This is a genomic window from Candidatus Viridilinea mediisalina, from assembly GCF_002532535.1.
Taxonomy (GTDB): domain Bacteria; phylum Chloroflexota; class Chloroflexia; order Chloroflexales; family Chloroflexaceae; genus Viridilinea; species Viridilinea mediisalina.
In genome coordinates this window covers 20,771-30,223 of record NZ_NQWI01000059.1, presented here as the reverse complement: position 1 = coordinate 30,223, position 9,453 = coordinate 20,771, and the positions used below count along the sequence as shown (strand labels likewise).

Sequence of the window (9,453 nt, the reverse complement as noted above, 5' to 3'; positions counted from 1 at the left end):
GCCTCACCCAAAAGCAGAAAGAGGCGATTGTCGGCATCCAGCGCACCAGCGGCAAGCAGCGCATAGATCGCCTCCTCACCGACAAACTGCCCAGCAAGCGGCGCATCCTTACAGAAATCGACCCGCACCTGGCGGAGCGGGCGATGGGTCTGCAAAAAGAGCGCCCGCGCCTTCTGGCGGCTCTCGGTGGTAAGCACTTGGCGGATCAGATTGGGTTGCCAGGGGGTGAAATAGGGGGAGTGCATGATGGGAGAGGCGGGGAGGCGGAGCGGCGGGGAGGCGGAGCGGCGGGGAGGCGGAGCGGCGGAGCGGCGGAGCGGCGGAGCGGCGGAGCGGCGGAGCGGCGGAGCCTCCCCCGAAGAACTTCCTTTCTTTCGTTTTGGCGGCGAAGCCGCCAAAACGAAAGAAAAGCGAAATTATGAGTGCTTACGGTAAGGAACAAGTTGAATCAGACCGCGCAAGGCACGATTGACTGCTTCAGAGTCGGGAAAGTAGGCTTGCACGTCGGCATCAAGCGCAACAACGCCCTGGGGAAGGAGAAAGGCACGCTCTTCCGTAGTACCATCAAGTTTGTGTACAACAACAGTATAACCCTGCTGCATCCCTTGGGCATGCTTCCCACGCACACCCTGCGAAAAATCATACTCTGCTTGCATTGCTTCATCATCAAATGTAGAATTTGCCATGATTTTCTCAAACTCCCCAAGCAACATGAATTTCGATGTACACACTGAACCGCTATGTAAAGCACACTTCTGCTCCTCAATTATACCTGTGTAGCCCTGCTGTTGCCACTCCCCACGATGACCTCACTCACGCGGCGTTCGCCGAGCATCAGTGACTGGGCAGCATCGGCGTGGTGGCTGAAGCGGAGTTGACCGAGGCGCTCCATAGCGATGAGGGTTTGGGTGAGGCCGCGCTGAAGTTGGCCGTGGGAGGTGAAGCAGGCATAGAGGGTTTGGTCAATCAGGCGCAGTGCGGCGGCGAGGTGGGTCGTCCCGTTCAAGCATTGTTGCGCCCAGGTAAGGGTGGTAAGCACGAGGGCGGGTTGGGGCAGCACCAGCAGTTCTGCGCTACGCTCAAGGCGGCGCATCAGGCCCAGATAGGCGTAGAGATGGCTCCAGAAAGTCACCTTCTCGCCCGTCCAGGCAAAGAGGTCGCGGAGCGGCCCGCGCTCCATCGTTGCGCGCAGGGTTTGGGGCGTGATGGCGAGCGTATCGTTGGCAACGAGGGTGCGCTGGATGCGACTGAGCGCCTGTTGACGAGGATCGCGCTGGTTGGCGAGGTGGTGCAGCAACAGCAGGGCAAAGGGCGCATCAGCGAGTTGGGGGGTCGCCTGATAGTGTTGGGGAGAGCCATGCACCGCAACGAGGCCCACCACCTGCAAGAAACTGAGCGCCTCGCGCAGCGGTGCATCGGCCAGATCGAGGGGATTGGCATGGGGCAACGTGGGCAAGAAGGCAGCGCGCAACGCTGGGTCAGTAAGCTGGGGTTGGGCTAAGATCAGCGCATAGATCTGCGCCAACTCCGGGCCGCGCAGCGTGATATGGCTGATGAGGAGGCGGTTGGGGGGAGAGGGCATGGTGAGGGATGAAGGATGAAGGATGAAGGATGAAGGATGAAGGATGAAGGATGAAGCAGGAAGCAGGAAGCAGGAAACAGGAAGCAGGAAGCAGGAAGCAGGAAGCAGGAAGCAGGAAGCAGGTGCAGGGTGTCAACATGCGATGGAAGCGCCCAAACGGTAAAGTGGCATGAAACCATCCCTAAGCAGACTACTCGTCCATAGTACCACATGAGAACAAAGCCCTAATACCAATTACGCAGTAGCGCAAAATTCACGCTGTGAGCCTGCATGCTATCTTGGGAGCGAGGGCGTCCCGCCCTCGAATGGGCAACGAGGGCGAGATGCCCTCGCTCCCAGACAGCGCGACTTTTGCGCTACTGCCCAATTACCATTGAGCATGTCGCATGCCCAATGACAATCTAGCGCATTGAGATGCCATGCTCGGCTATCAGCTATCGGCTATCGGCTATCGGCTTTGGTATAAGCCCCGCGTGCAGCCCGTTCTTCAATCGCCCGCAGGATGCTCGTTGAGCCAACCGAAGCTGGGTAGACAGGATCGCGCAGGTATGGGCCGATGCCATAGGTCAGGGCGTGTTTGACACATCCCGTGACAATCACCACCATGTCGGCGGTCTGGGCTAGGTTACGGGCCTGTTCGGTTAAGACCTTATCGGCACAGACAATCATGTCCAGATCGGGGTTGCGCCGTTTCAGCAACTCGACCACCCGCCCGACTCGATCAGGACTAAGGATATAGATGCCGATCCGGTAACCAGTTGGCAGTGCGGCAATGGGGTCTTCAGTGCGTGGCGCACTCCTGTTGAGCCGCTGGCGCAGGGTGTCGAGCAGATCTGGCCCTGGTTGCACCCACTCGCCAAACAGGAGCCAACTTTCCAGGGTTAGCCGATCCAGTTGACGGGGGGCTGCCAGCACCGTTTCTGCCCAACGCCGATACCAGGGCGCAAGGGTTGGCCCCTGCACCCCATAGGCTGCCATCACGTCTAGGGCTTCCTGGGCCACCGCTTCCAAGGCCAGTATCGGTTCGCTCAACCACGCTTGCAAGTGTCCCGCAATGCTCGTCATGGTATTAGGACTATGCCGCAAGCGGGCCTCGGCTAAGCGAAGCAAAACCAAGCTTGTCGCCTCGTTGAGCTCGCGCTGCTCGAAGGTTATGGCATACAACGCTTCGTATACTTCGCCATAAGCCGCGTCGTCACGAGGGAATTCTGGGTCTTGCAGCAGATGATCGCGGAGGCGGCGGATCGCATCGCGGAGATGGGGCCGATTCAGGGTTGCGCCACTGGTTGCGAGATCGGCAAGCCGCTCGGCAAGTTCGGTGATCCGCTCTGCCGTCCAGTAACTATCGTCCACGCTGGCAACAATGGGCAGGGAACGCGCCAGCCGTGGGTCATTCTCATCAGTAGCTGCTAAGCTCAACCAGGCGAGCCAGTCATTGATCGGTGCAGCGCTGGGATCTGATGCTGGGATCACAGGCGCAAGCGGGGTCACGGTGGCTTCGAGCATCGCAATGCTACGGGCCACCCGTGGGTTTTGCCGTAAACTGGCTTGCTCTGGCTCTGGCAAATTCCAAAACTCAAGCAGGGCAAGTTCGGCATGGGCTGGTTCACCACTCAGAAATGCGCCATCGAGCAGGGCACGTACCCGCTCATCGGCCTGCGTGATGGCCTGGGCTGCTGCCAGCGCCGCCGCATAGTCGCCCTCGCTCAAAGCCAGCCGAAACGCTTGGCTTGCCGTCAGGGCTGGCGGCGCAACTGGCGCCGCAACCAGCAGTGGATCAGGCGGGGGCAGCAGCGCCGCAATGGCTGTCAACACCTGACGGGTCTCGTCATCCTGCGCTAGTTCGTCGAGCCGCGCTAACGCATCTCGATCACCCGCCGCAGCTTCGCGGTAGGCAAAGGTGCGCAGGGCCGGGCCATACGTCAGATCAGGAGTTCCCTCGATCAGCCGTCCGAGCATCCCTCGCGAACGCCGGAACAGAGTCAGTGCCGCATCCCATTGCTGGGCCTGCTCCAGTGGGAGCAGTTCACTCTGGTGGAAGGCGGCCAGGAGTGCGGCTCGCACCGCCCGGGGGCTCTGTAGGCGCGCAAGATCACGATAGTCCGCCCGCTGCCAGAGTTCCTGCCAACGCCGTTGTTGTGCCAGCCATTGCACTTCGAGGAACATCAGGTTTTCGGTCGTTGCCAGACCATATCGCCGTATTTGATCTAGCAGATCATTGGCTCGCTCCCACATTCCCGCTGAAAGCGCAGCCTGAAAACCATCGTACAGATCGCGATAGCTGGGTGGGCGTGTCGCCTGCAAGCTCGGGCGGGCCGCATCGAGGGCCAACCAACGGGCCATCCGCGCTAAAATGATCTGGGCATGAGCCGACGGCGAGCGCAGTTGATAGTAGCCAGCCGGATAGATTTGGTTGCCCAGTCGTCCCAGCGGATCCTCAGTTGGCTCAAAGGCCCGCAGCACAGGATAGCTCGCCTCATATTCGGCATAACTCGGCACGACAAAGCGACTTACGCCGTTCAGCGCCGTTTCAAGATCACGCCGATTGGCCCCTGCAATCAGCCAGGTATCCTGGTCAGCACCACGAATCGGCAGGATGGCGACGGTACCGTTAGCCATCCGTTCAAGCAGCGCAAGCAACGGGCCGGTCGCCTCGATCTGCTGGCTTGTTGGCTCAAGCGTGGCGCCCCAAGCGCGGGCCAACGTAGCCGCTAGGGCATACCGATCAGGATCGGCAAAGCGTAGGCGTATCATTTAGCTTCGCCTCCAGAGTTGTTCTGCGTCCAGCAAAGCGCGGGCCACATCATCGGGTTCAGTGCTAATCTCGACACTCTCATCGCCTGTGCTGATCCCACCACGATCAAATTCAAGCGATCCGCGCAGATAGAAATGCTCACTGATCAAGCCGCGTTCGTCGAGGCGCGACACCGCCCGGCGCGCCACTTCATGCGTGAGTCCAGCCACAAAGGCGTCGGTATCAGGATCGCCGGGGCGGTACAGTACTCGTACTTGGGTACCTCTGGCAGCCAGCATCCCTAAACTCTCACCTAGTCTGATCGCCGAGCGGCCCAACTCGGGCATCAAGGCCCGAAATTGCCCAAAGGGACTCTTCAGGAGCACCATGTCGCCCAGGTGCGGCGAGATCAGGTAGAGGCGCCCGCCGGGTACCAGGAGTTCGAGTGCGATAAGTGAAGCCAGCGCATCAGCGAGTTGTGAGGCTCCGCCCGGGACTCGGGATTTGATCACGCGGTTCGGCATCGGATTCTCCTCAACGCTGCACCCGTTCGCGTAGCACAAGTCCCACCATCCAACCATCGCTACGGCGCTCGACCCGTTCGATTGACGGGTAGTGGTACTGGAAGCCAACTTCAAGCGGCGTCACCACCAACTCACTGAGCGCAGCATGCAGGGCAGGAAGATCAGCTTGTGTACAGACAACCTGGGCCGCATCGCGTTCAGTCAGACGGGCGAGGAGGCGCTCTTGCCAATCAGTTTCAGCGTAGCGGATGCTCTCTGAGGCCGGATCAAGGCATGCCCGCAGCAAGGCCCGCGAAGGTTTCACGAGGCCTTGATAGGGTTGGTGGCGTTCAATGCAATCAGGGCAACTATCACGGCAGTCAAGCCATAACAGCGACTGCAAAAGATTGAAGACCTGACTCTCCTCCAAGGGAGCGGCCCCGATACGCTCCAAAACCAGTTCAACCTGGGCGCGCAAGTCATCGAGGCTCCAGGCGGCTACCGCCATCACCCGTAGATCAATTGCACACCCCAACCGGCGTTGTTCTTCCTCCCAACGCTTGGCAAGGGCCGCAACCAGATCATCACTAGCGCGATCCGAACTTGGGCGCAGGAATTTGCTATTCAAGGCAATCACCAGATCGCGGGTTGCAGGCAGGCCATGCGGTTCCAACGCCGCACCGAGCGTCCGCAGTGTGGCAAGTTGCTCACGGAAATTCGTGGCTTGCCGTGCTTGGGCAAAGGCTGAGCCAAGCTCGGCGTCGTCGGCGTCGCATAAGCGGGCCACCGTCGCTAATTGGCTCGCCAGCAGTTCACGGTCGCAGTGGCGCAGCGTATCGAGGAGTTGGGTCTCTAGGTCGCGGGGTCGCCGACTGATCGCCTCTGCAATGCGCTGGATCAGTCCCACCCCACCAGGCGTCTGTTCGGCAATCCAGATCGTCTGCCCAACCACATCTAGCGTCAGATCGTCAGGATTGAGTTCTGGCACAATTCTGGTGACCGCATCCAACAGTACGGCCCCAAGTGAGGAGGCATAACAGGCTTGCAACCAAGTGGCAAATGCTGCATCAGGCGCTGCCCAGAGCACGCCATTGCACGCATTGAGTGCTGCAATCACATCAGGTTCGCTTAGCAGCGCTGTGATCCGCTCGCGCAAACGTCCACTCGGCTCGTCATCTTCCACAGAAGCCCGCTGGCTCTGGAAGATCACATCCATCGTGCGGGCCGCCAGTACTTCACGCTTCGTCGCCGCTTCAGCGGCGGCTGTCGCCAAATCTACGCTACGCACCACGGCGGTAGCGACCAGCATTGACAATTCGAGTTGCCAGAGCCAGTCGAGTTCAAAGTCCGACAACTCGAGAGCGACGAGGCGCGGGTCGGTTCCCAAACAAAAACGTAGATAGGCTGGGACAAGGTGTTGGCGCAAATTGGGCCAATCAGGGCCATCAAGCACCGGCTCTACCTCAAGCGGCACAAATTCAGCCTGAAGGGCATCTACACTCAAGCTAAAGCCTAATGCAGCCGGGGTTTCGCCCTCTGCAAAGCGCAGGCGCCGCCGGGATTGTCGTCCATTGCTCAAGCGCGTCTCGGCGCGTAGCCCGAGTGCAGCGCGTGTCACCTCAACCCAACTGCCAGTTGCCTGGGTCAAAGCTTGAAACTTAACAAAGACCTTGCGCCAAGGCGAATCAGGGACAAACTCAAGCGTGATCGCTGGAATTGCATCGGTGACCCGGCCTCTACTTTGGGCGTCAAAGCGTGAACCCCAGCGTAGCCGCGCACTACTCGTGGGCAGCACCGACGCAGGAATGATCGCCAGGTTGTAGGCTTGTGGTCGGTAAACAAGGATTGATTCACCATCAATCTCGATCCGGCGGGCACTGGGGTCACGTTCCACCGCAAGATCGGCCAATTGCAGCCGCCCACCGTCGAGTTTGGCATCGTCTGGCAAGGCAAGCCAGTGGGCCTCGCGGATGCGGTTGCTGCGTGCGTAGCGCTTCGAGACATGGCCAGGAGTGAATTCAACCATGCCTTGCACCAGACCCATCTGCTCATCGGGCCGCATTGCCGTATCAGGAGTGGCCTTCTCGGGCAGATGCAAGGTCAACTCAGGCAAGCTCAGGAGCGAAAAGAGGTTTGGGGTCACAAAATCAGGCAGGGGGTCGCGGGCCTGCGTATCAGCCCAGGGCGTCGCGGTCCCTTGCTCAATGCGCCGCCAGTTAGTTTCGAGTTGACGCAGCAGCGTCGGGATCACGTCAAGCAAGAGTGGACGCGGCTCAGCCCAAAGCACTGTCGCCAACGTTGTTGCGTCACCCTCCAACCCAAGCGCCGCATCAAGATAGATTTCGAGTGCATTGCGAGCGGGGCCGCCCTCAAGAATCTCGTTGAGCAAACGGGCAATGGCGCGGCGCTCACTCGACCACCTGCCTTGATACTGTGGATTGTTGCTCAAGACGGCCCAGAGATCGGGCTGCTGGGGACGATCAGGTAACTGCACCGTGAGCCAATCCATCAGCGCGAAGGCCGCCTGCATCTTGCGTACATAGATATTTTCGAGCGGCAGATCGAGCGGCGGCAGCAATGGGTTGAACAGATGCTCGGCGTGTTGAAACGCCCAGCGGTCTCGTCCATAGGCAGACGTAACCACGACCATCCATGGGCGCATGATGCGGGTGCGTCCGGCGCGGCCTTTGCGTTGTAAGAACGAAGCCAGGCTACGCGGAGCCTTATGCTGGATTACCGCTCCGACCGCCGGATCGTTGAAGCCAACCTCCAGCGTACTGGTTGCCACCACCAGATTGGCGTCGGCGCGCACCCCGCGATACTGCGAAGAGGTCAAATCAAGGCTCAATGGGGCCTCAAGATCGTGACCAATCTGCTCACAGGCCCACCACCATTGACCGGCCTCGTTGCGGCGCTGACGTTCTTCGCGGGTAGCGGTTGGTTGATCCTTGCGGTAAGCACTCAGCACCTGGTTTGTTTCGGCGTCCTGCTCGATGTGATACCAACGATTGATCACATCCAGCGTATCGGTAAACGCAAAGATCTTCTGGCCATAGGCCCCCCGCGAACACGCCCCACCAGGTCGTTCCCACGGTGTATCCAGCACACGCCCCAGCAGCATCGCCGTCTGCACCGAGGTTGAAAGCAGACTCGTGCCCGAGACCGGGTCGCCCTTGAGTACCAGATTGTACTCAACCCCCTCCTCAACCAGATCGGCTTCGGCAGGTGTAATATAGCCTACCTGTTCAATGGCAAGCCCTGTCAAACGCGCAAAAAAGGTTTCGGCTTGGCTAAGGGTCGCTGAGAGGCCAACCATTACCAGACCCTGGCCGGGCATACGCCCCCTGGCGTGCCGCCAACGCCGTAACAGATGGGCTACCTGTGCGCCTCCCATGCCCTCGTAGGTGTGAATTTCATCCAGCAGCATCAGGCGCGGCGGGCGACGCACGCCGATCCCGAAGAGGGCATGCTCTTCACGCCGACTCAACCGCCGATTGAGCATCTCGGTCGTGGTAAAGAGCAGATCGGGTGGCTGCAACTTCATCTGTGCCCGTGTCAAGACCAGTTGATCACTACCAATCATCAGGCCACATTTGGCGCAGATCAGGCGCGCATACTGGCCATACCGCTGCGCCTCGTTCTCCCGCACCTCGGCTTTGACATCTTCTTTGCGCCACACCAGATCGCCTCGGCACGTAGGGCATGGCATCGTCGGAAAAATCCACCCATCGCGGGCTGGCGTCAGTTTCCACCCCTGAGTACGGCGGCCATTATCGGTAAGCAACCACCGCGCCGCTGTAGGCGTATCGCCATAATAGGCAGCCACAACCATTGACGGCTTGCCGTGATTGTGCAGCAGCGCATCGAGTTTCCGCGCCTCACGAAACGCCTCAGCAAGCTGATCTTTCAGCAGTTCGATCCGGGGATAGATTGCCACAACCTTGGTCCAGGATTCATCATGGTCAAGCGTTGAGGCAATCTGAGCTAGGGCGGGCAGATAAAACGCCTTGGTCTTGCCCGCCCCCGTTCCCGCCCCGATCACCAACCCGTAATCACGCCGCTCACGCAGCGCCTGCACCTGGCGCAGCGTAGCCTCTAACTGAAAACGCGCCAGATGCAGCGGAAGCCCATTAGCATCAGAGAGCAATGCTTCGACCACAGCGAGTTCCAAAGCATTGGCATCCCTCGACTCAAGGGCTGCAATCAGATCAGCGACTGCTACATCGCGGCGGGGATAGCGGCGACGCTGCAACTGCAACCGCAGATCGCTCACCAGCCGTGGGGCAGCCTGCCAATGGGTATGCGGCAACATCTGACGCAGCAGAAACAACAGTCGCACAGCTTCAGCGAAGCGACTCCGATAGAGGCCCTGCCGATTCTTAAAGATGAGCTTGCGCTCTTTGAGGTTGGCCAAAAGATCGTTCGGGGTGAGTCCAGTAGCCTGCGCCTGCGTCCACAACGCACGCCCAACCGCCGAGAGCTTATCCAGCATAGTGGGCAATTCGGCATCTAGGTCATGCTGCACCTGAACAAAGCCCCAACTGAGTAGGCTGCTCTCTGCCAATTCAATCAGCGTAAGCACCTCACCAGCAAGTCTATCTACCTCAGCTTGGCTAAGCGGTTGCCATACCATT

At 59.7% G+C, this 9,453-nt stretch carries 6 protein-coding genes; all 6 read right to left on the bottom strand.

Annotation, left to right across the window (positions count from 1 at the left end; translation table 11 throughout):
* Positions 1 to 245 (bottom strand): hypothetical protein (locus tag CJ255_RS13115; RefSeq protein ID WP_133117007.1); only part of this gene is annotated, 245 nt, incomplete at its 3' end.
* 171 nt (positions 246 to 416) lie between these two features.
* On the bottom strand, positions 417 to 686 hold the full coding sequence (locus CJ255_RS13110) for a hypothetical protein (RefSeq protein ID WP_245863383.1): 270 nt from the start codon (positions 684 to 686) through the stop codon (positions 417 to 419).
* Positions 687 to 766: 80 nt separating this feature from the next.
* Positions 767 to 1,582 carry a hypothetical protein gene (locus CJ255_RS13105; protein ID WP_097644557.1) on the bottom strand — a complete coding sequence of 272 codons (816 nt, stop codon included), beginning with the start codon at positions 1,580 to 1,582 and terminating at the stop codon, positions 767 to 769.
* A 441-nt stretch (positions 1,583 to 2,023) separates the two neighbouring features.
* The gene (gene dpdD, locus CJ255_RS13100; protein WP_097644556.1) at positions 2,024 to 4,336 is read right to left on the bottom strand and encodes a protein DpdD; all 2,313 of its coding nucleotides are present in this window, start codon (positions 4,334 to 4,336) and stop codon (positions 2,024 to 2,026) included.
* Positions 4,337 to 4,828 carry a hypothetical protein gene (locus tag CJ255_RS13095; RefSeq protein WP_124681930.1) on the bottom strand — a complete coding sequence of 164 codons (492 nt, stop codon included), beginning with the start codon at positions 4,826 to 4,828 and terminating at the stop codon, positions 4,337 to 4,339.
* A gap of 22 nt (positions 4,829 to 4,850) precedes the next feature.
* Positions 4,851 to 9,452 (bottom strand): protein DpdJ, encoded by a 4,602-nt coding sequence (gene dpdJ / locus CJ255_RS13090; protein ID WP_097644554.1) that lies wholly within the window; start codon positions 9,450 to 9,452, stop codon positions 4,851 to 4,853.
* Between the last annotated feature and the right edge of the window lies 1 nt (position 9,453).

Bases quoted from the DNA above. Each gene is read 5' to 3' on its own strand.
- CJ255_RS13110 (WP_245863383.1), bottom strand. From the start codon at position 686: ATGGCAAATTCTACATTTGATGATGAAGCAATGCAAGCAGAGTATGAT.
- CJ255_RS13105 (WP_097644557.1), bottom strand. From the start codon at position 1,582: ATGCCCTCTCCCCCCAACCGCCTCCTCATCAGCCATATCACGCTGCGC.
- dpdD (WP_097644556.1), bottom strand. From the start codon at position 4,336: ATGATACGCCTACGCTTTGCCGATCCTGATCGGTATGCCCTAGCGGCT.
- dpdJ (WP_097644554.1), bottom strand. From the start codon at position 9,452: ATGGTATGGCAACCGCTTAGCCAAGCTGAGGTAGATAGACTTGCTGGT.